The organism is Microbacterium sp. gxy059, assembly GCF_050958665.1.
Classification (GTDB): Bacteria; Actinomycetota; Actinomycetes; order Actinomycetales; family Microbacteriaceae; genus Microbacterium.
The window spans coordinates 101,874-126,719 of the sequence record NZ_JAMXWT010000006.1 but is presented as its reverse complement, the minus strand read 5'-3'; the positions used below and the strand labels follow the sequence as shown (position 1 = coordinate 126,719).

At 72.4% G+C, this 24,846-nt stretch carries 21 protein-coding genes and 5 tRNA genes; 19 read left to right on the top strand and 7 right to left on the bottom strand.

Features of this window, described 5'->3' with window-relative positions; all coding sequences use genetic code 11:
• Together NHL53_RS05820 and NHL53_RS05815 are read left to right on the top strand one after the other, a co-directional pair.
• Positions 1 to 2,358 carry a DEAD/DEAH box helicase family protein gene (locus NHL53_RS05820; protein WP_433775901.1) on the top strand — a complete coding sequence of 786 codons (2,358 nt, stop codon included), beginning with the start codon at positions 1 to 3 and terminating at the stop codon, positions 2,356 to 2,358.
• A complete protein-coding gene (locus NHL53_RS05815; protein ID WP_433775900.1) occupies positions 2,256 to 2,957 on the top strand; it encodes a hypothetical protein in 702 nt (233 codons plus the stop codon). Before NHL53_RS05820 ends, NHL53_RS05815 begins: the two co-directional genes overlap by 103 nt.
• A 56-nt stretch (positions 2,958 to 3,013) precedes the next feature.
• Here NHL53_RS05815 and NHL53_RS05810 read toward each other — a convergent pair whose 3' ends face one another.
• From NHL53_RS05810 to NHL53_RS05795, 4 genes are all read right to left on the bottom strand, one after another.
• Positions 3,014 to 5,152: a 3-hydroxyacyl-CoA dehydrogenase NAD-binding domain-containing protein gene (locus tag NHL53_RS05810; protein ID WP_433775918.1), complete on the bottom strand. Its 2,139-nt coding sequence runs from the start codon at positions 5,150 to 5,152 to the stop codon at positions 3,014 to 3,016.
• An 8-nt stretch (positions 5,153 to 5,160) separates the two neighbouring features.
• Positions 5,161 to 6,372, bottom strand: coding sequence for a thiolase family protein (locus tag NHL53_RS05805; protein ID WP_433775899.1), 1,212 nt, complete (start codon positions 6,370 to 6,372; stop codon positions 5,161 to 5,163).
• A 76-nt stretch (positions 6,373 to 6,448) separates the two neighbouring features.
• Complete coding sequence (locus NHL53_RS05800; protein ID WP_433775898.1) at positions 6,449 to 7,627, bottom strand: HRDC domain-containing protein; 1,179 nt, start codon at positions 7,625 to 7,627, stop codon at positions 6,449 to 6,451.
• A gap of 85 nt (positions 7,628 to 7,712) precedes the next feature.
• Positions 7,713 to 8,288, bottom strand: a complete 576-nt coding sequence (locus NHL53_RS05795) for a DUF3000 domain-containing protein (protein ID WP_433775897.1) — start codon at positions 8,286 to 8,288, stop codon at positions 7,713 to 7,715.
• 22 nt (positions 8,289 to 8,310) lie between these two features.
• Between NHL53_RS05795 and NHL53_RS05790 the strand changes: the two genes are divergently transcribed.
• From NHL53_RS05790 to NHL53_RS05770, 5 genes are all read left to right on the top strand, one after another.
• Positions 8,311 to 9,510, top strand: coding sequence for an alpha/beta hydrolase (locus NHL53_RS05790; protein WP_433775896.1), 1,200 nt, complete (start codon positions 8,311 to 8,313; stop codon positions 9,508 to 9,510).
• 49 nt (positions 9,511 to 9,559) lie between these two features.
• Positions 9,560 to 10,600 (top strand): cell division protein ZapE, encoded by a 1,041-nt coding sequence (gene zapE, locus NHL53_RS05785; RefSeq protein ID WP_433775895.1) that lies wholly within the window; start codon positions 9,560 to 9,562, stop codon positions 10,598 to 10,600.
• Positions 10,601 to 10,791: 191 nt separating this feature from the next.
• The gene (locus NHL53_RS05780) at positions 10,792 to 12,033 is read left to right on the top strand and encodes an ammonium transporter (RefSeq protein ID WP_433775894.1); all 1,242 of its coding nucleotides are present in this window, start codon (positions 10,792 to 10,794) and stop codon (positions 12,031 to 12,033) included.
• 92 nt (positions 12,034 to 12,125) lie between these two features.
• The gene (locus NHL53_RS05775; RefSeq protein WP_433775893.1) at positions 12,126 to 14,039 is read left to right on the top strand and encodes a M3 family metallopeptidase; all 1,914 of its coding nucleotides are present in this window, start codon (positions 12,126 to 12,128) and stop codon (positions 14,037 to 14,039) included.
• Positions 14,040 to 14,275: 236 nt separating this feature from the next.
• The gene (locus NHL53_RS05770; RefSeq protein WP_433775892.1) at positions 14,276 to 14,806 is read left to right on the top strand and encodes a glyoxalase superfamily protein; all 531 of its coding nucleotides are present in this window, start codon (positions 14,276 to 14,278) and stop codon (positions 14,804 to 14,806) included.
• Between the two features lie 52 nt (positions 14,807 to 14,858).
• Here NHL53_RS05770 and NHL53_RS05765 read toward each other — a convergent pair.
• A tRNA-Val gene (locus tag NHL53_RS05765) sits at positions 14,859 to 14,932 on the bottom strand.
• Positions 14,933 to 15,165: 233 nt separating this feature from the next.
• On the opposite strand from NHL53_RS05765, the gene NHL53_RS05760 reads away from it, so the two are divergent.
• The 7 genes from NHL53_RS05760 (at position 15,166) to NHL53_RS05730 (ending at position 18,571) form a co-directional block, all read left to right on the top strand.
• Positions 15,166 to 15,238: transfer RNA gene (locus tag NHL53_RS05760), tRNA-Gly, on the top strand.
• Between the two features lie 53 nt (positions 15,239 to 15,291).
• A tRNA-Cys gene (locus tag NHL53_RS05755) sits at positions 15,292 to 15,365 on the top strand.
• Positions 15,366 to 15,387: 22 nt separating this feature from the next.
• Positions 15,388 to 15,459, top strand: a tRNA-Val gene (locus NHL53_RS05750).
• A gap of 34 nt (positions 15,460 to 15,493) precedes the next feature.
• Positions 15,494 to 15,569: transfer RNA gene (locus tag NHL53_RS05745), tRNA-Gly, on the top strand.
• 58 nt (positions 15,570 to 15,627) lie between these two features.
• Positions 15,628 to 16,002: an ankyrin repeat domain-containing protein gene (locus NHL53_RS05740; protein ID WP_433775891.1), complete on the top strand. Its 375-nt coding sequence runs from the start codon at positions 15,628 to 15,630 to the stop codon at positions 16,000 to 16,002.
• 80 nt (positions 16,003 to 16,082) lie between these two features.
• Positions 16,083 to 18,014 (top strand): threonine--tRNA ligase, encoded by a 1,932-nt coding sequence (gene thrS / locus NHL53_RS05735; protein WP_433775917.1) that lies wholly within the window; start codon positions 16,083 to 16,085, stop codon positions 18,012 to 18,014.
• Complete coding sequence (locus NHL53_RS05730) at positions 18,011 to 18,571, top strand: HIT family protein (protein ID WP_433775890.1); 561 nt, start codon at positions 18,011 to 18,013, stop codon at positions 18,569 to 18,571. The genes thrS and NHL53_RS05730 overlap by 4 nt, the downstream gene beginning before the upstream one ends.
• On the opposite strand, the gene NHL53_RS05725 is transcribed toward NHL53_RS05730, so the two are convergent.
• Positions 18,541 to 19,917, bottom strand: a complete 1,377-nt coding sequence (locus NHL53_RS05725) for an aminotransferase class I/II-fold pyridoxal phosphate-dependent enzyme (protein WP_433775889.1) — start codon at positions 19,915 to 19,917, stop codon at positions 18,541 to 18,543. The genes NHL53_RS05730 and NHL53_RS05725 overlap by 31 nt on opposite strands.
• 83 nt (positions 19,918 to 20,000) lie before the next feature.
• On the opposite strand from NHL53_RS05725, the gene pdxS reads away from it, so the two are divergent.
• Positions 20,001 to 20,888 (top strand): pyridoxal 5'-phosphate synthase lyase subunit PdxS, encoded by an 888-nt coding sequence (pdxS, locus tag NHL53_RS05720; RefSeq protein WP_433775888.1) that lies wholly within the window; start codon positions 20,001 to 20,003, stop codon positions 20,886 to 20,888.
• Positions 20,878 to 21,468 carry a pyridoxal 5'-phosphate synthase glutaminase subunit PdxT gene (gene pdxT, locus NHL53_RS05715; RefSeq protein WP_433775887.1) on the top strand — a complete coding sequence of 197 codons (591 nt, stop codon included), beginning with the start codon at positions 20,878 to 20,880 and terminating at the stop codon, positions 21,466 to 21,468. The genes pdxS and pdxT overlap by 11 nt, the downstream gene beginning before the upstream one ends.
• 29 nt (positions 21,469 to 21,497) lie before the next feature.
• Here pdxT and pdxY read toward each other — a convergent pair whose 3' ends face one another.
• Positions 21,498 to 22,349 carry a pyridoxal kinase PdxY gene (pdxY, locus tag NHL53_RS05710; protein WP_433775886.1) on the bottom strand — a complete coding sequence of 284 codons (852 nt, stop codon included), beginning with the start codon at positions 22,347 to 22,349 and terminating at the stop codon, positions 21,498 to 21,500.
• A 77-nt stretch (positions 22,350 to 22,426) separates the two neighbouring features.
• Here pdxY and NHL53_RS05705 point away from each other — a divergent pair, with 77 nt between their 5' ends.
• From NHL53_RS05705 to ruvC, 3 genes are all read left to right on the top strand, one after another.
• Complete coding sequence (locus NHL53_RS05705; protein WP_433775885.1) at positions 22,427 to 23,326, top strand: L,D-transpeptidase family protein; 900 nt, start codon at positions 22,427 to 22,429, stop codon at positions 23,324 to 23,326.
• Positions 23,327 to 23,435: 109 nt separating this feature from the next.
• The gene (locus tag NHL53_RS05700) at positions 23,436 to 24,194 is read left to right on the top strand and encodes a YebC/PmpR family DNA-binding transcriptional regulator (protein WP_433775884.1); all 759 of its coding nucleotides are present in this window, start codon (positions 23,436 to 23,438) and stop codon (positions 24,192 to 24,194) included.
• Between the two features lie 66 nt (positions 24,195 to 24,260).
• Positions 24,261 to 24,845: a crossover junction endodeoxyribonuclease RuvC gene (ruvC, locus tag NHL53_RS05695; RefSeq protein ID WP_433775883.1), complete on the top strand. Its 585-nt coding sequence runs from the start codon at positions 24,261 to 24,263 to the stop codon at positions 24,843 to 24,845.
• Position 24,846 lies beyond the last annotated feature (1 nt).

Here is a 24,846-nt window from a genome sequence, read left to right as displayed (position 1 = left end):
GTGCACGGCGAGGGAGCGGAGCGCCCGCTGGCGTCCTGGCGGTTCGAGGGGTCCTGGCGGCGTTCGCAGCAGACGATCCTCGACGCGGTCGGGGACCGGATCGACGGCGCGGATCCGCTGCATCTCGTGGCGCCTCCCGGTGCGGGCAAGACGCTCCTCGGCCTCGAGCTCGCGCGTCGACGGGGGAGCAGGACGCTCGTCCTCGCGCCGACCGCGACGATCCGAGCGCAGTGGGCCCGGGCGGGGCGGGATCTCGCCCCCGCGGGGCGGCGCGCCGAGGGCGAGGCCGACGCGGTCAGCGAGGATCCGCGCGCGCCCGGGGACCTCACGGCGCTGACCTACCAGATGCTGAGCGTGATCGACGCGACCCGGAGCCCCTACGACGATCTCGCCCGGGAGGAGTGGCGGCGAGAGCTCGTCGACGCCAGCCGCGACGACCAGGCGGCGGACGCCTGGCTGAGCGACCTCGCGGAGCAGAACATCCGGACGTATCGGACGGGCATCCGACGCCGGGGCCGGCGTCTTCGACGGGAGGCGGTGCGCGCGGATCCCGGGCTCCTCGCGCAGGGCCTGCACGAGAACGCGCGCGAGCTCATCGACCGGCTCGTCGAGCACGGGGTGACGACGGTCGTGCTGGACGAATGCCACCATCTGCTCGACCACTGGGCGCTCGTCGTGCACTGCCTGCTCGCCCGGATCCGGGAGCGGGGAGGGACGCCGCTCGTGATCGGGCTCACCGCGACGCTCCCGTCGGCGGAGGACAGCGAGGAGTTCGAGAACTACTCGGGTCTCCTCGGCGACGTCGACTACGAGCTGCCGACCCCCGCCGTCGTGAAGGAGGGGAACCTCGCGCCCTACCGCGATCTCGCGTGGTTCGTCACGCCGACGCCGGATGAGATCTCCTTCCTGCGGGAGCACTCGACGCGCCTGGAGCGGCTCGTCGCGGAGACGCTCGGGACGCCGGACGGACGCGACTTCCTCGTGGGCCTCCTGCAGCCGGGACCCGAGGAGGACGGCGACGAGGCGCGGCTGGCGGCGGCGTTCCGTGCGGACGCGACGATCGCGGAGGCCGCCGCGCGCATGCTCGCCCTCACCGCCCCCGAGCATCCCCTCGTGTCCCTCGTCGGCCGCGACGCGCGCCGGGCGCCCGACACCGAGCAGCGGCTGCGGATCCTCGCGCGCTACGCCCTCGAGCGGATCCTGCCCGACCCCGATCGCGCCGCGCTGTGGGAGAGCATGCGACGCCTGCTCGCCGACTTCGGGTTCCTCCTCACCGACCGCGGCATCCGGCGCGGACGGGATCCGATCGACGCCGTGCTCACGACGACCCGCGCGAAGGAGAGCGCGATCGGCGACATCCTCCGGGTGGAGCTGGCCTCGGGCGACGGGGAACGGGTGCGCGCCGCCGCGATCCTCGACTTCGCGGTGCACGGGCACGGGCGACAGGAGGGCGCCGCGGGAGCGCTGCGCTGCTTCGAGACGGTCGCGGCCGATCCGGATCTCGCGGAGCTCCGACCCGTCCTCGTCACCTCGGCGCATCTGCGCATCGCGGCGCGGGACGCCTCCGTCCTCCTGCCTCGCCTCGAGGATGCGCTCGGCGTCGGACCGCTCGCCGCGGAGGCGGCCTCCGCGACGAGCCTGGAGGTCTCCGTCCCCGGCGTCGGGGCCTCGCGGGTCGTGGAGGCGGTCTCGCGCCTCGTGAGCGAGGGGACGTGTCGTCTCATCGTGGGCACCCGCGGGATCCTCGGCGAGGGGTGGGACTGCCGCGCGGTGAACACCCTCATCGACCTCTCGGCCGTGGCGACCTCGTCCGCGACGCAGCAGCTGCGCGGGCGGACCCTGCGCCTCGATCCCGCCTGGCCGGGGAAGGTCGCGCACAACTGGACCGTCACCGCCGTTCTCGAGCCCGACGTCGGGGTCGACGGCGCGGGCGATCTCCGGCGCCTCCTGCGCAAGCAGGACCAGACCTGGGGCCTCCTCCAGGACGGCCCGCCGGCGGTGGTCCGCGGGATCGCCCACACCCTCGGCCCGGACGCCATGCGCGAGCTCGAGAGCCTCGCGGACGGAGACCGCCGCGCGTCGGCGGCGCGCATCTCCGGGGCGACCGTGCGCGAGATGATCCCGCGCGCCGAGACGCGGCAGCGCTGGGGGATCGGCGAGCCCTACGTGGGGAGGAGCGCCCCGAGGTCGTCCTCCGACGCACGCGCGGGGCCCGGCCGATCCTCACCCCGCTCGCCGTGGAGGGAGTGCTCGCGGTGCTCCTCGCCCTTCTCGCGGGCGCGGCGGTCGGAGCCGTGCGCCTGGTGGGCGGCCTCCTCGGCGCCGACCAGGCGCCGTGGGTGCTCGCGGGCGCGATGATCGCGGTGCTGGCGATCGGCGGATTCTCCCTCCGTCGGGAGCTGCGGCGCCTCGTCGGCGGGCTCCGCCGGATCGCGCTGCCGGCGCGCGCGACGCAGAGCGCGGCCGTCGCGCTCGCGCGCGTGCTGCACGACCGCGGCGAGGCTCCCCGATACGGGAGGGAGAACGTGGTCGTGGCGCCGATCGAGAGGGCGGGACGCGCGCCCCTGCGGCACCTCGTGCGGCTCACCGGCGGGGCGCCGGATGAGCAGAGGCGGGTGCTCGACGCGTTCGCGGAGCTGGTCGGGCCGATCGGATCGCCGCGGTTCCTCCTCGAGGTCGGCGCGGGCGACGTGCGCGACGAGGGGTGGGCGGGCTCCCTGGCGCTGCGGGTCGCGGCGCGTCTCGGCGGCGGCTCGCGCTTCTTCGCCGTGCCGCGGGACATCGGACGGCGTCGCGCCGACGCGCAGGCCTTCGCCGACGAGTGGCGGCGGGAGATCGGCTCGTGCCTGCTGCACGAGATCGACGCGCCGGAGAAGCTGGCGCTCCTGACGCGGGCCCGACGCCAGGCGGCGTCGGACGACGAGGAGCGCGCGACCCGTCGAGAGGTCTGGGCCTGACGCACAGCGAAGGGCCCCGCCCGGGTGGACGGGGCCCTTCGCTGTGCGTCTGAGCGTCAGCCCGCGATGCCGCGGATGAGCGGGTCGTGGAAGGCGCCGCCCGCGGCGCGCTCGGAGGCTCCGACGCGGTCGAGGTAGGGCGTCGCCCCGCCGTCGACGAACGGCCAGCCCGCGCCGAGGATCAGCGCGAGATCGATGTCCTCGACCTCCGGGACCACGCCCTCGTCGAGCATGATCCGGATCTCGCGGGCGAGCTCGTCCTGCACGCGCTGGAGGATGACGTCCGCGGATGCCGGCGAGGAGCCGGCGTCGACGACCTTGGCGGCCTTCTTCGACCACCCGACGATGCGGCCCTTCTTGTCGCGCTCCAGCGGCTCATCGAGCTCGGCCACCCGGTGCAGGTTCTGCGAGGCGTAGAACCGCTCCGGGAAGTGCCGCACCATGGTGTCCTGCACGTGGGCCGCGACCTTCCAGCCGACGAGGTCGATGAGCGCGAACGGGCCCATCGGGAGCCCGAGGGGCGCGAACGCCTTCTCGACGTCCGCGACCGACGCGCCCTCGTCGACGGCCCGAGCGGCCTCGCCCATGACCTTCGCGAGGAGCCGGTTGACGATGAAGCCCGGGGCGTCGGCGGAGCCGATCGCGTTCTTGCGCAGGTTCTTCGCCGTGACGAAGGCCGTCGCGAGGGCCTCCTCGCTCGTGTGCGGGGTGCGCACGACCTCGACGAGGGGCATGACGGCGACCGGGTTGAAGAAGTGGAACCCGACGAGGCGCTCGGGGTGCGCGAGCACGGATCCGATCTCCTCCACCGACAGCGACGACGTGTTCGTGGCGAGGATGGCCTCCGGCGCGATGTGCTGCTCGATCTCGCGGAAGACGTCCTGCTTGACGGAGGTCTCCTCGAACACGGCCTCGATGACGAAGTCGCAGTCGGCGTAGTCGGCCTTGTCTGTCGTGCCGGTGATGAGCGCGCGGAGGCGGCCCGCCGCGTCGGAGTCGAGACGGCCCTTCTCCTCGAGCTTCGCGATCTCGTCGCGGATGTAGCCGAGCCCGCGGTCGACGCGCTCCTGCGAGACGTCGGTGATGACCACCGGCACCTGCAGACGGCGCAGGAACAGCAGGGCGAACTGGCTCGCCATGAGGCCGGCGCCGATGACGCCGACCTTGCTCACGGGGCGCGCGAGCGCCTTGTCGGGGGCGCCGACGGGTCGCTTCGCGCGCTTCTGCACGAGATCGAACGCGTACATCGACGCCGCGAACTGGTCGCCCGTGATGAGCTCCGAGAGCGCCTCGTCCTCGCGGGCGAAGCCCTCCTCCCTGGTGCCCTTCGCCGCCTTCTCGAGGAGGTCGAGCGCGCGGTACGGCGAGCGGGGGACCGTGCCGATCCTCTGCTCGAGCATGCCGCGGGCGACCTTGATGGCGACCGGCCACTTGGTGGCGCGCTCGATGCGGCCGGGGACGTTCTTGCGCTCCACCTTCACGGATCCGCCCAGCACGCCGTCCGCCCAGCGCAGCGACGCCTCCAGGAAGTCGGCGGGGGAGAAGATCGCGTCGAAGATGCCGAGCTCGAACGCCTGCTGTGGCTTCAGCATGCGGTTCTGCTTGAGCGGGTTCGAGATGACGACCTCGAGGGCGTTCTCGATGCCGATGAGATTCGGCAGGAGGTAGGCGCCTCCCCACCCGGGGATGATCCCGAGGAAGACCTCGGGGAGGGCGACCGCGGCGGCCGACGCGTCGATCGTGCGGTAGGTGGAGTTCAGCGCGATCTCGAGGCCGCCGCCCAGGGCGAGGCCGTTGACGAACGAGAACGTCGGCACGCCGAGATCGGAGAGCTTGCCGAGCACGTGGTGCCCGCGCTGGGCGATGAGCTTCGCGCTCTCCGCGTCGGCGAGCGCGCCGATCTGCGACAGGTCGGCGCCCGCCGCGAAGATGTACGGCTTGCCGGTGACGGCGACCGCGTCGATCTCGCCCGCGGCCGCGCGGCCGCGCAGCTGCTCGAGCACGCCGTCGAGCTCGGTCAGCGTGCGCGGGCCGAGCGTGTTGGGGCGCTTGTGATCGCGGCCGTTGTGCAGCGTGATGAGGGCCAGGGTGCGGCCGCTCGCGAGCGTCACGTCGCGGACGAGCGAGTGGGTGACGACCTCGTCGGCCGAGGCGGCGTCGAGCGGGGAGAAGTCGATGGAGCTGTAGTCGGTCATCTCGATGGTCACTTCCTCTTCGCCTTCTTGCCCGTGTAGTGCGGGTTCTCCCAGATCACGGTCCCGCCCTGCCCCAGGCCCACGCACATCGCCGTGAGGCCGTATCGCACGTCGGGGCGCTCGGCGAACTGGGCGGCGAGCTGGATCATGAGGCGCACGCCGCTCGCGGCGAGCGGGTGACCGAGCGCGATCGCGCCGCCCCAGGGGTTGACGCGGGGGTCGTCGTCGTCGATGCCGAAGTGGTCGAGGAACGAGAGCACCTGGACGGCGAACGCCTCGTTCAGCTCGAAGAGGCCGATGTCGTCGATCGTGAGGCCCGCTTTCGCGAGCGCCTTCTCGGTCGACGGGACGGGGCCGAGGCCCATGATCTCGGGCTGCACGCCCGCGAAGCCGAACGACACGAGGCGCATCTTCGGCGCGAGGCCGAGCTCCTTCGCGGCGTGGCCCGAGGCGAGGAGGCTCACGGTGGCTCCATCGGTCAGTGGCGACGAGGTGCCAGCCGTGACGCGCCCGTGCGGGCGGAAGGGCGTCTTGAGACCTGCCAGGCCCTCGAGCGTCGTCTCGGGGCGACGGCCCTCGTCCTCGGTCGCGAGCCCGAACGCGCCGTCCGCGCCCGCGACGGCAACCGAGACGAGATCGGGCTGGATCCGCCCCGCCTCGTAGGCCGCCTGGACCTTCTGCTGGCTGCGCATGCCGTAGCGGTCTGCGCGCTCCTTCGTGAGCTGGGGGAAGCGGTCGTGCAGGCGCTCGGCCGTCACGCCCATGTTGAGGGCCTGCGGGTCGACGAGCTTCTCGGCGACGAAGCGCGGGTTCGGGTCGGAGTTCGAGCCGATGGGATGACGCCCCATGTGCTCGACGCCGCCGGCGATCGCGAGATCGTACATGCCGACGCCGATCGACGCCCCCATCGTCGTGACCGCCGTCATCGCGCCGGCGCACATGCGCTCGATGGCGAGACCCGGGACGGTCTGGGGGAAGCCGGCGAGCATGCCCGTCGTGCGACCGAGGGTGAGCCCCTGATCGCCGGTCTGGCTGGTCGCGGCGATGGCGATGTCGTCGACGCGCTCCTTCGGCACGTCGGGATTGCGCTCCATCATTCCGATGAGCGCCTTCACGACGAGGTCGTCCGCGCGGGTGTTCGCGTACATCCCCTTGTCTCCGGCGCGCCCGAACGGGGTGCGCACGCCGTCGACGAAGTAGACATCCGTCAGCTGGGCCACATTGCCTCCTGGTGTTGATCAGTGCCTTCAGCCTAGAAGATCCCCACAGCGAGAACGCGATTCGGCTGGAGAGAACCTACGACGCGTCGGAGAGGGGCGCCTCGGGCGATTGCGCCGCCTCGACAAACGCGCGGGAGATCAGCGGGGCGGTCTGGTCGACCTGCCAGTCGCGGGCGCCGAGCTCGTGCAGCTCGTCGCCGATGGCGGCGGGATCGAGCGAGCGCGGAGGCTCCCACGCGACGCGGCGGAGATGGTCGGGGGTGAGGAGGTTCTCGGTGGGCAGCGAGAGGAACTCGGCGTGCGCCTCGACGGCGGGGCGGGCGACCTTGAGCCGGTGATCGGCCTCGGGGCGCCTGGCCGCCCACGCGCGCACGGGGGGCAGCGCGTCGCCGGGGACGCGCTCGACGGGGAGGTCGTCCGTCGTGCGCCCGCCGTCGAGCGCCGACCACCAGCGGTCCAGCTCGGTGCGGCTCGCGCGTCCCGTGAACTCCTTGAGCGCCGCGAGCTCGCCCTTCGTCTTCGGAGCCGCCGCGACCGCCGCCGACAGCGCGCGATCCGGGACGAGGCGCCCCGGGGCGACGTCCCGCTCGCGGGCGAGGGCGTCCCTGGACTCCCACAGCGCCTTCGCGATGGCGAGAGCGCGGCGAGAGCGCCGACGGGAGCCGGTCAGCTTCCGCCACGGCTCGGACGCCGGCGCCTTCGGCTCGCGGGTGCGCACGGCCTCGAACTCCTCGTGCGCCCACTCGTCCTTGCCCGTCTGCTCCAGCTCCTCGGCGATCGCCTCGCGCACCTCGAGCAGGTGCGCGACGTCGAGGGCGGCGTACTCGAGCCACGACTGGGGCAGCGGGCGGGTGGACCAGTCGGCCGCCGAGTGCTCCTTCTTCAGCGTGATGCCGAGCGTGCGCTCGACGACGGCCGCGAGGCCGACGCGATCCCACCCGAGCAGGCGCGCGGACAGCTCGGTGTCGAACAGGCGCGGCGGAGCGAGCCCGAGCTCGGCGAGGGATGGGAGATCCTGGCTCGCCGCGTGGAACACCCACTCGGCGTCGCCGATCGCGTCCTGCAGCGGAGCCATGTCTCCCACGGCAGGCGGGTCGATGAGGACGTCGCCGACCCCCGCTCGGTGCACCTGCACGAGGTAGGCGCGAGAGGAGTAGCGGAAGCCGCTCGCGCGCTCGACGTCGACCGCGACGGGGCCGTCGGCGTCGGCGAGGGCGCGCGCGACGGCGCGCAGATCCTCGGACGTGTCGATCACGCTGTACGGAATGGCTGGCTCCTTCGTCTCGGTGCGGGTGACGGCCCGCCCTCGTGATTGTCTCTCGCGCGGCTGGGGAGGATCCTCAGCGGCGAGGTCGCGTGCCGAACACCGCGATCTGCTCGGATCCCGGCGGGAGGCCGGCGAGCATGCACACGAGCTCGGCCCAGGCCTCGATGTGCGAGGCGTCGGGATCGATCGGCGACCAGGACGCGCGCAGCTCGATCTGCGCGCCGTCTCCCTGCGCGGCGAGGCCGCCGAAGCCGCGCGAGACGGTCTTCGTCGCCGTGCCGGACAGGCCGGTGCGCTGCGCCCCGTGCGCGTCGAGCGCGTCGGTCAGCCACGACCACGCCACGTCGGCGAGGAGGGGGTCGGTGCCGATCTCGGGCTCGAGGGGCGCCTGCGCGAACGACACGATGCGCCAGGGGCCGCCCCAGCCCTCCGGCTCGTCCGGGTCGTGCATCAGGACGAACCGGCCCGTGCCGTAGGGGGAGTCGCCGTGCGCGTCGGGACGCACGTCTCCCGCGAACGCGATGCTGCGGGGGGCGACGCCGGACGGCGACGGGATCTCCCGCACGACGAGGTCGGTCCGGAACCCGGCCCGGCGCAGAGCGTCCGCCGACCGGGTGAAGTCGTCCTCGGATGCTCCTTCGGGTGCCACGCGGTCAGACTAGGCTGGGAGGGTGCTGAGGGGATCCAGGCGCGCCGCGCGCATCACGCGAGGGTGGATCGAGATCGCGGCGCTCGCGGCCGCGGCGACGGCAGCCGTCATCGCGGGCGGCACGCTCGCGGCGTTCGCCGTCGCCCGCCGCGCGGTGACGCCCGCGGTGCGGCGCCTCGCCGACACGATCGTGCACGCCGTCGACGTCCCGGCGCAGACGATCACGCTCTCCCGGACGCCGGACACGGTGCTGCCCGGCCGATACGGCCTGTTCGTCACGGGGACCCGCCGGTATCTCAAGCTGGGCGCGGTGCTCGACGACGACGGCGGGCGCGTGACGCGCAAGCTGCTCACGCAGATCACCGCCGACGACCGCGTGGGCGCGGCCGCGGCGTTCAGCGGCTGGTACTTCGACGCCCCCGAGCAGCTGCACGTGCCGTTCTCCGAGGTCGAGGTCCCCGCGCCCGTCGGGGCCTGTCCGGCCTGGCTGTTCCCCGCGGAGGGGGAGGCGCGCGCCGACACGTGGGCGATCGCCGTGCACGGGCGCGGCACGACCAGGGCCGAGGTGCTCCGCGCCGTGCCCGTGTTCAGGGAAGCGGGGGTCGCGACGCTCGCGATCTCGTACCGCAACGACACCGAGGCGCCCGCGTCGTCATCCGGACGGTACGGGCTGGGGGCGACCGAGTGGCGGGACGTCGACGCCGCGATCGCGTTCGCGCGCGCTCAGGGGGCGCGCCGGATCGTCCTCATGGGGTGGTCGATGGGCGGGGCGATCGCGCTGCAGACCGCGCTCCAGTCGCGGCACGCCGACGCGATCGCCGGGCTGATCCTCGAATCGCCCGTCGTGGACTGGCGCACGGTGCTCGCCTTCCAGGCGCGGGAGCTGCGCGTGCCGCGCGCCCTCACGCACATCGCCATGCGCCAGCTGACCCTCCCGCGCTGGTCCCGCGCGGTGCGCTGGGGCAACGCGATCTCGCTCGACGACCTCGACATCGTGCGGCGCGCCGACGAGCTGCGGCAGCCGATCCTCCTGCTGCACAGCGACGACGACGGCTTCGTGCCGTCCGACGCGTCGCACGCCCTGGCCGCGGAGCGGCCGGACCTCGTCACGCTGCGCACCTATCGCGAGGCGCGGCACACGAAGCTGTGGAACTACGACGAGGCGCGCTGGAGCGGCGAGATCCGCGACTGGCTCGCCTCGCTCGGGCTCGGGCGATCCTGACCCGGCCGGCGACGGCCGGCCGGGCGCGGCGGCGTATCCTGGGACGACGATGACCCACGCGCCGACCGCCTCCCTCGTCCGACTCTCCGAGCGGCATCCTCAGCTCACCGGCGAGGGGATGCTCGCCGCGATGGTCCCTCCGCCGCAGTTCCGCGACGCGACCTTCGAGTCGTACCGCGCCGATCCCGACCACCCGTCGCAGCAGGAGGTCAAGGAGACGCTGCAGCGCTTCAGTGCGGGGCCGCCGGCCGTCGCGCGCGGCGGCGGGCTGTTCTCGTTCGGGCGCAGGAAGAAGGCGGCCGAGCCGGAGGCGAAGCCGGGCGTGTACCTCGACGGCGGATTCGGCGTGGGCAAGACCCACCTGCTCGCCTCGATCTACCACGCGATGCCGGGGCGCCGGAAGCTCTTCGGCTCGTTCATCGAGTACACGGCCCTCGTCGGCGCCCTCGGGTACAAGAACGCCGTCGACCTGCTGCGCGGATCCGCGCTGCTGTGCATCGACGAGTTCGAGCTGGACGACCCGGGCGACACGATGGTGATGACCCGCCTCCTCGGCGAGCTCGTCGCGACGGGCACCCGCCTGGCGGCCACGAGCAACACCCCGCCCAACGCGCTCGGCGAGGGGCGGTTCGCGGCGCAGGACTTCCTCCGCGAGATCCAGAGCATGTCGTCGAGCTTCGAGACGCTGCGCATCGACGGCGTCGACTTCCGGCAGCGCTCCCTCGACGGGGGAGCGGTCGCGCTTGGCGAGGCGGAGTACCGGGCGGCGCTCTCGTCCGCGGAGGGCCAGGCGTCGGACGACGCGTTCGACGAGCTGATCGCGCATCTCGCGCACGTCCACCCCTCGCGCTACGTGCGGCTCATCGAGGGCGTCGATCTCGTGGGGCTGCGCGACGTGCGGCAGATCAGGGATCAGTCGGAGGCGCTGCGGTTCGTCGCCTTCGTCGACAGGGTCTACGACGCGCAGGTCCCCGTGCGGGCGACGGGGACGCCGCTGCACGAGGCGTTCAGCGCCGAGATGCTCGGCGGCGGATACCGCAAGAAGTACCTGCGGGCCATCTCCCGCCTCGTCGCCTCCACGCACGCCTGAACGGCGCGCTCCTCGCGAATCCTTCGGAACCTCCCCGGCCTCCGAAACGCAGGGTTTACCGGGGGCCGCCTCCCGTAACCTCCCCGAAACGCTCCTCGCCTCTGCGGGAAATCCGCGACCGGTTCCATGAGAGCACCCGGGCCGCCGACTGGCGGCTCCGGGCTCCCTTTCCCGGAACTGTGAGGAAGCACATGGACAGCGGAAACATCGCGTGGCTGATGATCGCCACCGCGCTCGTTCTCTTCATGACGCCAGGCGTGGCGTTCTTCTACGGCGGCCTCGTCAAGGCGAAGAGCGTCGTGAGCATGATGATGATGAGCTTCGGCGCCCTCGGGCTCGTCGCGGTGCTCTGGGTGCTCATCGGAGCGAGCATGAGCGTCGTCGAGAGCCCCTTCGCCTTCGCGGGCAACCCGTTCGGCGACTTCGCGCTGCAGAACACGATCGCGGACGACCCGACAGGCGAGGCGACGATCGGCATCGCCTTCGGGGCGACGTTCGCCATCATCACGACCGCCCTCATCTCCGGCTCGATCGCCGACCGCGCGCGGTTCTGGCCCTGGATGCTCTTCGCGGGGATCTGGGCGACGCTCGTCTACTTCCCCGTAGCCGCGTGGGTGTGGGGCGACGGATGGATCTCGATGCTGGGCGAGTGGCTCTTCCCCGGCTCCGGCCTCGAGGTCATCGACTACGCGGGCGGCACGGCCGTCCACATCAACGCCGGAGCGGCGGCGCTGGCCCTCGCGATCGTCCTCGGCCGCCGCGTCGGCTTCCAGAAGGGGATCAACAAGCCGCACAACGTGCCGCTCGTGATGCTGGGCGCCTCGATCCTCTGGTTCGGCTGGTTCGGCTTCAACGGCGGCCTCGTGCCCAACGCCCTCGGCTCGGACGACAACACCGCGATGGGCCTCATCATCGTCAACACGCTCGTCTGCCCGGCGGCCGGCGTGCTCGGCTGGATCATCATCGAGAAGCTCAAGGACGGCAAGTCGACCTCGGTGGGCGCCGCCTCGGGCGCCGTCTCGGGCCTCGTCGCGATCACCCCGTCGTGCGCCGACATCAACCCGATCTGGGCGATCGTGCTCGGCCTCGTCGCCGGCGCCGTCTGCGCTCTCGCGATCGAGCTGAAGTGGAAGCTCGGCTACGACGACTCGCTCGACGTGATCGGCGTGCACCTCGTCGGCGGCATGATCGGAACGCTGTGGCTCGGGTTCTTCGCGAACGACACGGGCCTGTTCATGGGCGGCGGCATCGGCCAGTTCGTCATCCAGCTCATCGCCGCGGTCGGCGTGATGGTCTACGCGTTCGTCGTCGCGCTCGTGCTCGGCTTCGCGATCCAGAAGATCGTCGGCTTCCGTCTCGCCGACGAGGAGGAGATCGCCGGTGTGGACGCCACGGTCCACGGCGAGGAGGGCTACGAGATGCAGGTCCGCTGACCGACGCATCTCCGCACGACGGCGGGCGGCTCCCTCAGGGGCCGCCCGCCGTCGTGCGCGTCCGGGGAAGCGCCGGGCGTAGGGTCGATCAGATGACTGACGGCATCGTGTTCCCCTCGGACCCCGGCGACTGGCTCGCCTTCGTCACGACGCGCGTGGAGGAGCGGCTCGACCGGGTCGACGCCCTCGCGGCGCGGCTGAAGGACGAATCCGCCCGCACGGCCATCGACGCCCTCGGCCTGTGGAACGACCTCCAGATCCTGCTGCGCCGGGCGCGCAGCGAGGTGGACGTGCTGTGCGAGGTGCACCCCGACCCCGCCGTGCGGGCAGCCGCGGAGGAGAGCATCGGCGCCGTGCAGGCCCGCGAGGCGGCGCTGCTGGCGGATGCCGCGCTGGCTGCCGTCTTCGCGGAGACCGACCCGGAGGGGCTGGACGCCGACGCCGCCCGGGTGCGCGCGCACCTGCTGCGCGACTTCCGCCGCGGCGGCGCCGACCGCGATGACGCGACGCGCCAGCGGGCGCAGGACCTCGCCGCCCGCGACAGCGCGCTGTGCCTGGAGTTCGCGCGGAACATCCGCGAGGGGCGCCGGGAGATCCGCGTGGCCCCCGAGGCCCTCGCGGGGGTTCCCGACGACTTCCTCGCGCAGCATCCGGTCGGCGACGACGGCGCCGTGGCGCTCTCGACGGACAGCAACGACGTGACGACCGTGCTCGGCTATGCGCGCGACCGGTCCACCCGCATGGCGATGCGCCGCGCCCGCAGCGACCTCGCCTGGCCCGAGAACGACGCCGTGCTCGCCGAGCTGCTGGATGTGCGGCAGCGCCGCGCCGAGCTGCTCGGATACGCCAGCTGGGCCGACTACGAGACCGAGACGCGGATGGCGGGATCCGCCGACCGCATCGAGTCGTTCCTCGACGAGGTCGACGACGCATCGAGGGCGGCGTCAGATGCCGAGTACGACCTGCTTCTCGCCCGCCTGCGCGAGGAGGTCCCGGACGCCGAGGCGGTCACCTTCGCCGACCAGAGCTACCTGCTGAGGCGGCTGCACGAGGAGCGCTTCGCCGTCGACGCGCAGCAGGTGCGCCGTCACCTCGACTTCACGCGCGTGCTGGGCGGGGTGCTCGACATCACCGGTCGCCTGTTCGATCTCGAATACGCGCCCGTGGCGGATGCCGCGTGGCACGACGAGGTGCGCTCGTTCGACGTCGTCCGCGCGGGGGAGCGGCTGGGGCGGATCCATCTCGATCTGCATCCGCGCGAGGGCAAGTTCAACCACGCCGCCTGCTTCCCGCTCGCCCCGGGCGTGCGCGGCCGGGTTCTGCCGGAGGCGGTGCTGGCGTGCAACTTCCCGCGCGGGCTCATGGAGCACCGGCAGGTGCAGACCTTCTTCCACGAGTTCGGGCACCTCGTGCACGAGATCCTCGGCGGCGACCAGGAGTGGGTCGCGTTCTCGGGCGTCGCCACGGAATGGGACTTCGTCGAGGCGCCCAGCCAGATGCTCGAGGAATGGGTGTGGGACGCCGACGTGCTCGCGTCGTTCGCGACGGACGAGGAGGGGACCCCGATCCCCGCGGACCTCGTGGCGCGCATGCGCGAGGCGGACGCCTTCGGGCGCGCGCTGCTCGTCCGCACGCAGCTGGGGCACTCTCGCGTCTCGTACCGCCTGCACAGGGATCACCCCGCCGACATCGCGGCGGCGACCGAGCACGAGTACGCGGCGTCCACCCCCGTGCGGGGCCTCGACGGCGGCCACACGTACGCCGCGTTCGGGCACCTTACGGAGTACGGCGCCTGCTACTACACGTACCAGTGGAGCCTCGTCATCGCGCGCGACCTCCTCACCGGATTCGCGAGCCTCATGGATGCCGCATCGGCGACCCGCTACCGGCGGGAGATCCTCGAGCCCGGCGGCAGGCGCGACGCGGCCGATCTGATCGAGGCGTTCCTCGGGCGGCCCTTCGCCGTCGACGCGTACCGGGAGTTCCTCGCGGCGCCCAACGACTGAGGGCGACCCCGGAAGAGGCCTCCTGCCGTCTGCAGAAGGTCCCTTCCGGGGGGCGCCGCTCCCGGGCGCGCAGTTAGAGTGGCGGCAGGCACTCGATGGGCCTGCCGCTCGCGCCGGGGCACTCGGTTCGGTGAACGCGTCGAACTCACTCTGTTCAGCGGTTCTCGTGACCTTCACGATGCGGCGGACGGCAACGCGGGCACCGAACACACACCGCATCGGGAGATGACGGACCCATGAACCTCACCATCGCGGCCGCCAAGACCGCTGCCCGCGCCCTCCGGCGCGGGCTCTCGGCCGCCGGCATCGCCATCGGCCACAGCCAGGCGCTCGAACTCTTCGCGCAGCAGCTCGGCTTCGCAGACTGGAACACCGCTTCCGCAGCCCTGAACGCCGAGCGATCGGGATCGGGCCCGGCGGTGCCGGTGCTCCGCATTCAGGACGAGCAGCTCGCTCGAGACTTCTATCTCGACTACCTCGGCTTCGACGTCGAGTGGGAGCACCGGTTCGAGGCGGGCTGGCCGCTCTACGTGCGCATCCGGCGCGGCGACACGGTGCTCGACCTCTCCGAGCACCACGGCGACGGCACCCCCGGTACCGTCGCCTGGGTGCCCGTTCAGGATGTTCGCGCGCTCCATGCCGAGGTGTCGGAGCGGCCGCACCCGCGCCTTCGGCCGGGCATCGACGGCACCGCGCCGGGCGGCCCCACGATGGAGGTCATCGACCCGTGGGGGAACGTGCTGCGCTTCTGCGAGCCCACTGCGTGATCCGGGCCGGGGACGACGAAGGCCCCGGTCATGTGACCGGGGCCTTCTGCGGTGGGCGATGCGGGACTCGAACCCACGACCTCTTCCGTGTGAAGGAAGCGCGCTAACCAACTGCGCCAATCGCCCGTGTGGAGTTGTCGTGCCAGCGGCACAAGAGACGATAGTACAGGAAGAAGCGGCCAGGCTCGGAATGCGCGCGCCGCCCGGGGGTGTCGCGCGACGGGGCCGGGGCGTCCCGGCCTCGCCGGCACGGGCGGCGCCCCGCCGGACACGCCCGGATGCGCGATCCGGTTTGGCAGACGGCCGGGGCTGGGCTAATGTATTTCAAGTGCCCGGCGCAGTCAGCCGGAAACGAAGATGCGGATGTAGCGCAGTTGGTAGCGCATCACCTTGCCAAGGTGAGGGTCGCGAGTTCGAGTCTCGTCATCCGCTCGAGTGCAGGGCCACCGACGGGTGACTCGGCATGCGGGTTCGAATCCCACCACGGTGGCGTGGCCGAGAGGCTAGGCACCGGCCTGCAAAGCCGTTTACACGGGTTCGAATCCCGTCGCCACCTCCACTCAACTGAATAGCCTTCACAGGCGCGATTGGCGCAGCGGTAGCGCGCTTCCCTGACACGGAAGAGGTCACTGGTTCGATCCCAGTATCGCGCACGACGATCCCCGGCTCGCCGGGGTTGTCGTCTCTGCGGATGTAGCGCAGCTGGTAGCGCATCACCTTGCCAAGGTGAGGGTCGCGAGTTCGAGTCTCGTCATCCGCTCCATGTCGAAAGGGCCCGGTTCACGCCGGGCCCTTTCGTCGTTCCGGAGAAGGGAATCACCATGACTGACGAGATGCCCGACGACGACGTCGTCGCCTTCGCCTCCCGCCTGTTCGATCTCGCCCGCGCGGGCGACCAGGCGCTCCTCGCGTGCGTGGATCAGGGGGTGAGTGCTGACCTCGCCAATGGAGCGGGGGACACGCTGCTCATGCTCGCCGCCTACAGCGGCCACGCGGCCCTCGTCGCCGGGCTGATCGAGCGGGGCGCCGATCCGAACCGGGCCAACGACCGCGGACAGACGCCGCTCGCGGGCGCGGTCTTCAAGGGGCACGACGACGTCGCGCGGATCCTCGCCGACGCCGGAGCGGACCCCGACGCGGGAACCCCCTCCGCGCGGGAGGCCGCCGCGATGTTCGGCCGCGAGCTCCCGGCCTGACGGATCCGTCCAGACGCGCGGAATAGGATGGTGCCGTGACCACTGGATTCGATCTGTTCCCCGAGAAGAACGTCGTCGCGATGCGCGTCGACGGCGAGCTGAAGGACCTCGCGACCGAGGTCTCCGACACGCAGACGACCGAGGCGGTCACGATCGAGAGCGAGGACGGCCTCGCGATCCTGCGGCACTCGACCGCTCACGTCCTCGCGCAGGCGGTGCAGGAGCTCCACCCGCAGGCGAACCTCGGCATCGGACCGCCGATCGCCGATGGCTTCTACTACGACTTCGGCGTCGACGAGCCCTTCACCCCGGAGGACCTGCGCGCGATCAAGAAGCAGATGCAGCGCATCGTCAAGCAGGGTCAGCGCTTCGCGCGTCGCGTCGTCGCCGACGACGAGGCCCGCGCCGAGCTCGCCGACGAGCCGTTCAAGCTCGAGCTCATCGGGCTCAAGGGCGGCAAGAAGGAGGCCGCGGAGGGCGCGAGCGTCGAGGTCGGCGCCGGCGAGCTGACCATCTACGACAACGTCGACCCGAAGACGGGCCAGACCGTCTGGAAGGACCTCTGCCGCGGGCCTCACGTGCCGAGCACGCGTCTGCTCGGGAACGGGTGGGACATCGTGCGCGTCGCCGGAGCGTACTGGCGCGGCAGCGAGAAGAACCCGCAGCTCCAGCGCATCTACGGCACCGCCTGGCCCACCAAGGACGATCTGGTGGCCTACCAGAACCGTCTCGCGGAGGCGGCGCGCCGGGATCACCGCAAGCTCGGCCGCGAGCTCGACCTGTTCTCGTTCCCCGATGAGATCGGCTCCGGCCTGTCGGTGTGGCACCCCAAGGGCGGCGTCGTACGCGGCGAGATGGAGCAGCACGCGAGGCGCCGGCACATCGAGAACGGCTACACGTACGTCTACACGCCCCACATCTCGAAGCGCGACCTCTTCGACGCGTCCGGGCACCTCGCGACCTACGCGGATGGCATCTGGCCGCCGATCCGGATGGACGAGGAGCGCGACGACGACGGTCACGTCACCAAGCAGGGCGCCGACTACTACCTGAAGCCCATGAACTGCCCGATGCACATCCTCATCTACAAGGAGCGCGCGCGCAGCTATCGCGACCTGCCCCTGCGGTACGCCGAGAACGGCACGGTCTACCGCAACGAGCTCTCCGGCGCGCTGCACGGCCTCACGCGCGTGCGCGGCTTCACGCAGGACGACTCCCATCTCTTCGTCACGCCCGAGCAGCTCGAGGGCGAGGTGACGAAGGTGCTCGAGTTCATCCTCTCGATGCTGCGCGACTTCGGGCTCGACGACTTCGAGCTGGAGCTGTCGATGCGCGACGACGAGAAGGCCAAGTGGATCGGCTCCGACGAGTTCTGGGAGTACTCGACGAACGCCCTGCGCAACGTCGCCGTCGCGAGCGGGCTGAAGCTCACCGAGGTGCCGGGCGAGGCGGCTTTCTACGGGCCGAAGATCGACCTCAAGACCCGCGACGCGCTCGGCCGCGTCTGGCAGCTCTCGACGGTGCAGGTCGACCCGAACCTGCCCGAGCGGTTCGATCTCGAGTACACGGCCGCAGACGGCACGAAGCAGCGGCCCATCATGATCCACCGCGCGCTGTTCGGTTCCATCGAGCGGTTCTTCGCGATCCTCCTCGAGCACTACGCGGGCGACTTCCCGCTGTGGCTCGCGCCCGTGCAGGCGGTGGGCGTGCCCGTGGCAGACGAGTTCGCCGACTACCTCGGCGAGGTCGTCGACCGGCTGCGCCGGTCGGGCGTGCGCGCCGAGCTGGACGCCTCCGACGACCGCATGCAGAAGAAGATCCGCACGCACACCACGGGCAAGGTGCCGGTGATCCTCATCGCGGGCGAGCAGGACCGCTCCGCGGGCACGGTCTCGTTCCGGTTCCGCGACGGCTCCCAGCGCAACGGCGTGCCGGTCGACGAGGCCGTCGCGCTGCTCGCGCGCCTCATCGAGGAGAAGAAGCTCGTGCTGACCGACGAGGACGCCGCGTGACGCCCGACCCCGAGCGGGAGTTCGCGCAGCTCGAGCCCGAGAGCGCGTTCGGCGGCACGCCCGACGCGTTCCAGCGCCTCTGGACGCCGCACCGCATGGCGTACATCAGCGCAGGGGCCGACGTGAACCGGGGGAGCGGCTGCCCCTTCTGCGCCAACCCGCAGAAGTCCGACGAGGAGGGGCTCATCGTGCACCGCGGCGAGCACGCCTTCGTGGCGCTCAACCTCTTCCCGTACAACTCGGGCCACCTCCTCGTGTGCCCGTATCGCCACGTCGGCCTGTACGACGAGGCCACGCCGCAGGAGGTCGCCGAGATCGCCCACCTCACGCAGGTGGGCATGCGGGTGCTGCGCGCGACCTCGCGCTGCGACGGGTTCAACATCGGCATGAACCAGGGCCAGGTCGCGGGCGCCGGGATCGAGGAGCACCTGCACCAGCACATCGTGCCGCGGTGGGCGTCGGACGCGAACTTCTTCCCGATCATCGCGCGCACGAAGGCCCTGCCCCAGCTGCTCGGCGAAGTGCGTCAGGCCGTCGCGGAGGCCTGGCCCCGCTGATCCCCTGCGCGGACGGCCTCCTCGCAGCTCGCGGCGAGGTCGTCCGCCAGGCGCCGCGCGTCTGCGTCGTCGAGCGGGTGGACCGTGAGGCGCAGGTGCCGCGACGACTCCGGGGCCTCGACCTGGAAGTCGTCGCCGACGCGGGCGATCCAGCCCCGGGTCGCGAGACGCGCGGCGACCTCCGCGGCCGCTGCCGGGAGCGGCACCCACAGGCTCAGCCCGTCGCGCGCCGCGGCGTCGAAGCCGCGCTCGCGGAGGAGCTCCGCGAAGGCGGCGTTGCGCCGAGCGTAGTGCGCTCCGGCGCTCGCGATCGTCCGAAGGGCCCCGTCATCCGTGAGCATCGCGTGGGAGAGGCGCTGCAGGAGGTGGCTGACCCAGGTCGTCCCGGGGCTCAGGCGCAGCGCGAGGCGGTCGGCGGTCGCAGGGTCCGACGCGACGAGCGCGAGCGACATGTCGGGCCCGAGGAACTTCGACACCGACCGCACGAGCGCCCAGCGCCGGCGCCCGGGCGCGATGAGGGAGCGATACGGCGCGCGCGCGAGCAGGGAGAAGTGGTCGTCCTCGATCACGAGGACGTCGGGATGCTCGGCGAGCACGCCCCGCAGCCGTCGCGCGCGCTCCTCGCTGAGGCTGGCGCCGGTCGGGTTCTGCGCGCGCGGCGTGCAGAGCACCGCCCGCACGCCGGCATCGAGCGCGGCGCGCAGCCCCTCGACGGTCATGCCCTCGTCGTCGACGGGGACCGCCACGGGGCGGTAGCCCGCGAGGCGCACGGTGCGGAGCGTCGCGAGGAAGCAGGGATCCTCGATCGCCACCGCGTCGTCGCGCACGAGCGCCTGGGCGAGCAACCGCTCGACCGCGTCGAAGGCGCCGCCCGTGACGGTCAGCCGCATGTCGCTCGGCGCGTCGGGGGAGAGGGACTCGTCGGCCCAGTCCGCGAGGCCGGGGTCGATGACGGGCTCGCCGTAGAGCACGGGCGTCCCGGCGAGCGACGCGAGCGCGGCGCCCCTGTCGGGAATCCGCGCGGGATCCGGATTGCCCGTGCCGACGTCGCGGAGCTCCCGCTCGCCGGCGTACCCCTCCTGCGGCGTGGACGCGGGCGGTGCGACGCGGGTCCCGCCCCGACCCTGGGAGACGACGAGACCCGCGTGCGCGAGCTGCCGGTAGGCGGACACCGCCGTGTTGCGGTTCACGCCGAGCTCGTCCGCGAGTGCCCGCACCGGCGGAAGCCGATCGCCGGGGGCGAGGTCGCCGCGCTCGATGAGCGCGCGGAGCTCGTCCGCGATGTCGGACGCGGTCCGGCCGGAGATCCGCGTCGTCGCGCGGCTCGCGCCCTCGGGTTCGTCCACCTCCTCAGCCTACGCGGCGACGTGCTACGTTATGGCCTATGCCAAAGTGCGTCCGCCGGACGCCACGACGAGAAGAGGCGACAGTGAGCGAGACGACGGGGACGACGCGGGTCAAGAGAGGGCTTGCCGACATGCTGAAGGGCGGCGTCATCATGGACGTCGTCACGGCGGACCAGGCGCGCATCGCCGAGGACGCCGGGGCCGTGGCGGTCATGGCGCTCGAGCGCGTGCCCGCGGACATCCGCGCCCAGGGCGGCGTGGCGCGGATGAGCGCGCCGGTTCTCATCGAGGAGATCCAGGCGGCCGTCTCGATCCCCGTCATGGCGAAGGCCCGCATCGGGCACTTCGTCGAGGCCCAGGTGCTGCAGCAGCTAGGCGTCGACTACATCGACGAGTCGGAGGTGCTCTCGCCGGCCGACTACGTCAACCACATCGACAAGCAGCCCTTCACGACCCCGTTCGTCTGCGGCGCGACGAACCTCGGGGAGGCGCTGCGGCGCATCGCCGAGGGCGCCGCGATGATCCGCTCGAAGGGGGAGGCCGGAACGGGTGACGTGTCGGAGGCGACGCGCCACATCCGCCAGATCACGTCGGAGATCCGCGCGCTCGGAGCGAAGGGCGACGACGAGCTCTACGTGGCGGCGAAGGAGCTCCAGGCGCCCTACGACCTCGTCGTCGAGGTCGCGCGCACCGGATCCCTGCCCGTCGTCCTGTTCACGGCCGGCGGCGTCGCGACCCCGGCCGACGCGGCCATGATGATGCAGCTCGGCGCGGACGGCGTGTTCGTGGGGTCCGGGATCTTCGCCTCCGGCGACCCGGACGCGCGCGCCCGGGCGATCGTGCGGGCGACCGCCTCGTTCGACGACCCCGCGGCGGTCGCGGACGCCTCGCGCGGGCTCGGCCCCGCCATGGTGGGCATCAGCGTGTCGGAGATCCCCGCTCCGCACCGTCTCGCCGAGCGTGGCTGGTAGCGGCCCCCGCGTCGGGGTCCTCGCCCTCCAGGGCGGTGTGCGCGAGCACATCCGCCTGCTCGACGAGCTCGGCGCGCGCACGTCCGCCGTGCGTCGGCCTGAGGACCTCGAGGAGATCGACGGGATCGTCCTCCCGGGCGGCGAGTCCGGAGCCATCAGCAGGCTGCTCGACGTCGTCGGGCTGCGCGAGCCCCTCCTGGCCCGCCTGCGGGAGGGGCTGCCTGCCTACGGGACGTGCGCGGGGCTGATCCTGCTCGCCGACCGCGTCGAGGGCGCCGCGCCGGGCCAGCGTCCGCTCGGGGGCATCGACGCGACCGTGCGTCGCAACGCGTTCGGCCGGCAGAACGAGTCGTTCGAGGCCGACCTCGCTTCCCCCGACCTCGGCGATCCCCCGGTGCGCGCGGCGTTCATCCGAGCGCCCGTCGTCGTGCAGGTCGGGGCGAGCGTGCGGGTGCTGGCTGCCCTGCCGGACGGGCGGCCCGTCGCGGTCGAGGACGGCGTGCGGATCGGCACGTCGTTCCATCCCGAGGTGACGGGGGAGACGCGCTTCCACCGGCGCCTCCTCGACCGCTTGGGGTGAGCGTGGGCGCGGTCCGCGCCCCATGACGCTCAGCGCACGCGGCGCGGCGCGAACTCCATCCGGGGCGCCGCGTAGTGATCCTGCGCCTCGATGAGCTGCAGCTCCTTCGTGCCCGCGGCGTGGGTCTGCTCCAGCAGGCCGAACACGCTCGACGCCGTGCGCGCGAGGGCGTCGGCCGCATCGCCCGTGCGCACGTAGTGCGAGGTGAACAGCGCGGCGGTCACGTCGCCCGAGCCGTTCGCCTTCATCGGCAGATACGGCGTCTGCACGATCCAGGCGCCCGCGTCGTCGACCGCCATCATCTCGATCGTCCCCTCGGGGCGGTCCGGGCGCTCGACGCTCGTCACCAGCACGGTCCGGGGGCCCATGGCGCGGGCGGCGTCGACGGAGGCGAGCGTCGACTCGACCGTGTCGGGCGACGTCCCCGTCAGGAAGCCGAGCTCGAACTGGTTCGGCGTGATGATGTCGGCGACCGGCACCACCTTGTCGCGCAGCAGGTCGGGGATCGCGGGCGCCACGAAGCAGCCCGACTTCGCGTTGCCCATCACGGGATCGCACGCGTACACCGCGTCGGGGTTGGCGGCCTTCACGCGGGCGACCGCGTCGACGATGACGTCCGCGATGCCCTCGGATCCCTGGTAGCCGCTGAGGACGGCGTCGAGTGACGAGAAGGCGCCGCGGTCCTCGACGCCCGCGATGACCTCCGCGACGTCCTCCGCCGAGATGACGGGGCCGCGCCAGGCGCCGTAGCCCGTGTGATTCGAGAAGTTCACGGTGAAGACGGGCAGCACCTCGACGCCGATGCGCTGCATGGGGAACACGGCGGCCGAGTTTCCGGCATGGCCGTAGGCGACCGCCGACTGGATGGAGAGGATCTGCATGCCTCGATTCTGTCACCCGCGCGCCCGCTCCCCGGCCGCCGTTGCGCGCCGAGGCGCCTCCGGGGGAGCATGGGCGCATGGCGGAGGTGCGCGGACGGGTTCTCGCGGGGTGGGCGGTCGCCGCGGGCGTCGCGCTCGTCGTCGCGGTCGCGGTGCTCTGGGCGCTCCTCGGCCCCCGCGACGAGCCTCCGATCGAGTCGGCGCCCGCGGCGACGCAGGAGCCGCGCGAGCCCGCGCCTGCGCCGACGAAGCGCCCTCCGGGCTTCCCCGAGAACACCGAGACCTACGACCTCGATCCGCTGCCCGCCGCCGAGGTGTTCGCGATCCTCCCGGAGCTCGAGGTCGACGACGACCCGCTCGCCGAGACCGCCGGCCTCGTCGCGAACGCGGAGGAGGAGCGGATCCCCGTCTTCGCCGACCCCGAGGCCGACCCCGTCGCCTCCCTGGCGCGCGATCAGCGATACGGAGGGACGGCCGTCCCGGTCGTCGAGAAGCAGGACCACTGGGTGCGCGTGCTCCTGCCCGGGCGGCGGGGCCTGCCGCCGGACGGCGATCCGCGGCAGCTGACCGGATGGCTGCGCGCCGCCGACGTGAGCCTCGCCGAGCAGGAGGCGCGCGTGGACGTCCGGCTCGACGAGGGCGTCATCGAGATCGCGCGCGAGGACGGCGAGAGCGAGCGGCTCGACGGGCCGTTCGCGTGGGGCGAGGCCGCGACCCCGACGCCCGTCGGGCGCTCGTTCATCATGCTCAGCGAGGTGACCTCGCTCGACTACGCGCGCGGGCATCCGGTGGTGTACCTCGCGGCGCAGTCGCCGACGCTCGCGGGCTTCGCGGGGCAGTCGGTCGCGGTCACCGCGTTCCACTACCACGACGTCCACGAGGGGCCGATCTCCAACGGGTGCCTGCGACTCGGAGCCGCCGACATCGGCCGGCTCGCGGAGCTGCCGCTCGGCACCCCGGTGTTCGTCCACGGCTGATCGCACGAGACGGCGCGCCGTCTCCCCTTAGAATGGACGACGGCCCTCTGACCGGCGCCGAGCCGACGCACGTCGCCACGAGGGTCGTACACACTCTCGGAGGAAGCGAATGTCCGGACATTCCAAGTGGGCGACCACGAAGCACAAGAAGGCCGTCATCGACGCCAAGCGTGCCAAGTCGTTCGCCAAGCTCATCAAGAACATCGAGGTCGCGGCCCGTCTCGGCGGCCCCGACGTGCAGGGCAACCCGACGCTGTACGACGCGGTCCAGAAGGCCAAGAAGACCTCGGTCCCCAACGACAACATCGACCGCGCGATCAAGCGCGGCGCCGGCATCGGCGGCGAGGCGGTCGAGTACACGACGATCATGTACGAGGCCTACGGGCAGGGCGGCACCGCGCTGCTCATCGAGTGCCTCACCGATAACAAGAACCGCGCGGCGGCCGACGTGCGCACGGCGGTGACCCGCAACGGCGGCAACATGGCCGACCCCGGCAGCGTCTCGTTCAACTTCGAGCGCAAGGGCGTCATCATCGCCTCGGGCGAGGGCACCACCGAGGACGACGTCATGATGACGGCGCTCGAGGCCGGCGCGCAGGACGTGCAGCCCCACCCCGACGGGTTCGAGATCGTCACGGAGGCGAGCGACATGGTCGCCGTCCGGCAGGCGCTCCAGGCCGGCGGGATCGACTACGAGTCGGCCGACGCGGCCTTCGTGCCGAACGTCCAGGTGCCGCTCGACGCCGACACGGCCCGCAAGGTGTTCAAGCTCATCGACGCCCTCGAGGACCTCGACGACGTGCAGAACGTGTTCACGAACCTCGACCTCTCTCCCGAGGTCCAGAAGGAGCTCCAGGACGAGGACTGAGCCGTCCCTCCGCGAAACGCCCCGCCGATGCCTCCGCGCCTCGGCGGGGCGTCTACGTTGGAAGCCATGACGACGCGCGTGCTCGGGATCGATCCGGGCCTCACCCGGTGCGGAGTCGGCGTCGTCGACGTCGAGCGCAACCGCCGAGCGAGCCTCGTGCACGTCGGCGTGGTGCGCGCTCCCGTCGACGCGCCGGTCGGCGACCGGCTCGCCATCATCGCCCGGGGGATCCGCGAGGTGCTCGACGCGCACGCGCCCGACGTCGTCGCGGTCGAGCGGGTCTTCGCCCAGCACAACCGCTCGTCGGTGATGGGCACGGCTCAGGCGAGCGGCGTCGCCCTCATGCTCGCCGCGGAGCGCGGGCTCGCGACGGCGACGCACACCCCCAGCGAGGTGAAGGCCGCGGTCACCGGATACGGGTCCGCGGACAAGGCGCAGGTGCAGCACATGGTGGCGCGCGTGCTGGGGCTGGCCGAGCCGCCGCAGCCCGCCGACGCCGCCGACGCGATCGCGATCGCGCTCTGCCACGCCTGGCGATCCGGGGTCGCGGCCGCGGTCGCGGCCGAGAGCTCCACGCCCGCGCAGCGCGCCTGGGCCGAGGCCGAGAAGCGCACGCGCGGCGCTCGAACATACGTGCGAACGCCGCGATAGG

What these genes read in the sequence shown, in the direction of transcription:
- NHL53_RS05810 (WP_433775918.1), bottom strand. Translation starts at nt 5,152, where the DNA reads ATGACCGACTACAGCTCCATCGACTTCTCCCCGCTCGACGCCGCCTCG.
- zapE (WP_433775895.1), top strand. Translation starts at nt 9,560, where the DNA reads ATGACCCACGCGCCGACCGCCTCCCTCGTCCGACTCTCCGAGCGGCAT.
- NHL53_RS05780 (WP_433775894.1), top strand. Translation starts at nt 10,792, where the DNA reads ATGGACAGCGGAAACATCGCGTGGCTGATGATCGCCACCGCGCTCGTT.
- NHL53_RS05775 (WP_433775893.1), top strand. Translation starts at nt 12,126, where the DNA reads ATGACTGACGGCATCGTGTTCCCCTCGGACCCCGGCGACTGGCTCGCC.
- NHL53_RS05770 (WP_433775892.1), top strand. Translation starts at nt 14,276, where the DNA reads ATGAACCTCACCATCGCGGCCGCCAAGACCGCTGCCCGCGCCCTCCGG.
- NHL53_RS05740 (WP_433775891.1), top strand. Translation starts at nt 15,628, where the DNA reads ATGACTGACGAGATGCCCGACGACGACGTCGTCGCCTTCGCCTCCCGC.
- thrS (WP_433775917.1), top strand. Translation starts at nt 16,083, where the DNA reads ATGCGCGTCGACGGCGAGCTGAAGGACCTCGCGACCGAGGTCTCCGAC.
- pdxY (WP_433775886.1), bottom strand. Translation starts at nt 22,349, where the DNA reads ATGCAGATCCTCTCCATCCAGTCGGCGGTCGCCTACGGCCATGCCGGA.
- NHL53_RS05705 (WP_433775885.1), top strand. Translation starts at nt 22,427, where the DNA reads ATGGCGGAGGTGCGCGGACGGGTTCTCGCGGGGTGGGCGGTCGCCGCG.
- NHL53_RS05700 (WP_433775884.1), top strand. Translation starts at nt 23,436, where the DNA reads ATGTCCGGACATTCCAAGTGGGCGACCACGAAGCACAAGAAGGCCGTC.
- ruvC (WP_433775883.1), top strand. Translation starts at nt 24,261, where the DNA reads ATGACGACGCGCGTGCTCGGGATCGATCCGGGCCTCACCCGGTGCGGA.